The following is a 2,023-nucleotide window of genomic DNA, read 5'->3' as shown; positions in this document are numbered from 1 at the left end:
AACAAGTTTCCTGCCATCATAGATCAAGAAACCTGGAAAAAATGCGAGGAAAGACGAAAAGCGAATAAACACATACCTAAAGCAAAAGGACAATATTTACTAACACCACTTATTCGTTGTATTTGCGGTGCAAGTTATTCTGTTAATGCATTAGACGGATGCTACAACTGTAGAATAAAACATAATGCCGTAGAAAAAGGACTTAAGCATACTCCAGACATACATGGAAGTTTTATAGAGTCTCTTGCATGGTATGTAGCATTACAGGAATTACACCAAGAGAAAACACTTAAACAAGAAGATGTTAAGTCCAAACATGAAGAGGACATAAAAGTATATCATGAAAAAATTGATTTTTCTGAAAAGTTAATTAATTCAACTCAAGAAAGATGTTCAGATCTAGATGAAGCTTATTTCGCTTTTGGTAGATTAACAAAAGAAAGATATGAGGAGTTAAGAAGAAAACAAAACGAAACAATAGCAGAGGAGCAGAATAAAATCAGGAAATACAAACAATGTATTAAAAACCTTGAACTTCAAATTGAAAAAGCAACGACATTCGACGAGATGTTCGATTCACTCTCCTCATCCTTTGATGAATTGAAAAACGGAACAGATTATGAAACTATGAAAAGAATTATTCATAGATATATTAAAGAAATACGTATCAGTCCAGTTGAAGGAAAGCTAACATCATATTGGAAAAGAATATATATTAAAACAGCCAATGAGGATTTCAACCAAAAGAAAATAGAAGAACTTAATGGCTTAGGTATGGAAGATGTAGCTATTACTATGAAAACTGATTTCATAGCAGATGTATTTCACCATAAAGCATATTGGGATGAAGAGTTAAAATATGAAGTCCCATTTGTCTATATGGATAGAATGCCAAGACTTAGAAAAGAGACAAGAAAAAATAGAGTTAGAAAACCTACTAAGAATCCCCAATATTAAGTTTATATGTTACTCACAACCACATATCTGGAAAGCTCTAAACATTATAATAAATTTCTTGAAATATTAGAGACTCCAAATGATAAAGATAAAATTGAATTCTTTAGAGAACAATACCTAGATATTAAAACTAAAGGATCTGTAAACAATGCACCTGAAGGTTTAAAACTTTACATTTATAAGTATAGGTATTTAATGCCTGTGATAGAAGCAATGTTGTTCCTTTATAAAACAATATATGCTGAAAAATTTGTTGAAATACTTAGTAAATATGAGTTTACGTTAAATGGTCAGGTAGCACCAATGACTACAAAAGACTTATTCTCTTATTTGAAATCGTATGAGAGAGAAATGGTTAAAGGTATAATAAACAAAATTGAATGTCACCAAATTATTTCAGAACAACTCTTTGACGCTATTGTTGATGATAACTATGATATGTTTACTCATATTTGTTGCAACAATAACATTTCCTTAAACAAGACGATACAAATATGTAGATTATACGAAAGTATTAATCTTGATTTTTTTATTAACAGAAACATGGAGTATTCTGATGGCTTTAATATTAAGTTACTGGAATTCAATTATATTTCTACAAGGACTCTCAACTTTTTTAGCTACATTGAAAGTGACAACTTACTAACTCGTTTTTACAAAGAAAGAAATAACATAATTTTTTTATTCATTGTAATTCTCAACTTTTTGGAGGAAATCGATAATAAGTACAGAAGTCAAATTGTAAGTTTATTGAAAAACACAGAGTTTGAGGAACTAAATATCCAATTTAAAGAATATGAAAAGAATCATAGCTATACATCTTGTCCATCCGAGTATTCAATTATTGATAAGATTAGGTTTGAATTAAACTTACATTACGACAATCTTAAACCATTAGATGAAGTCATCCAAACTACTTCAAGCGGTATGAATACAACGGACGACACATTTAAAATTCCAGAAAACTATTTTAAAGAAAACCCATACAAGTTAAAAAATGAAGTCCGGGAGTATTACGAATATAAAACTCTATTTATATCAAAAAATAATCCAAGTCGGATCGTAG

2 protein-coding genes are annotated in these 2,023 nt (G+C 29.7%); both read left to right on the top strand.

From position 1 onward, the window contains the following. Positions 1-957, top strand: a 957-nt coding sequence (locus tag ACKI5C_RS07815; protein WP_407432598.1) for a hypothetical protein, incomplete at its 5' end; no start/stop codon positions are given. 6 nt (positions 958-963) lie between these two features. Next, positions 964-2,023 (top strand): hypothetical protein (locus ACKI5C_RS07810; RefSeq protein ID WP_407432597.1); only part of this gene is annotated, 1,060 nt, incomplete at its 3' end.

It is taken from the genome of Methanobrevibacter sp., assembly GCF_045646045.1.
Classification (GTDB): Archaea; Methanobacteriota; Methanobacteria; order Methanobacteriales; family Methanobacteriaceae; genus Methanocatella.
Note: the sequence above shows the minus strand (reverse complement) of the source record. Positions and strands in the feature narration are given on the sequence as shown.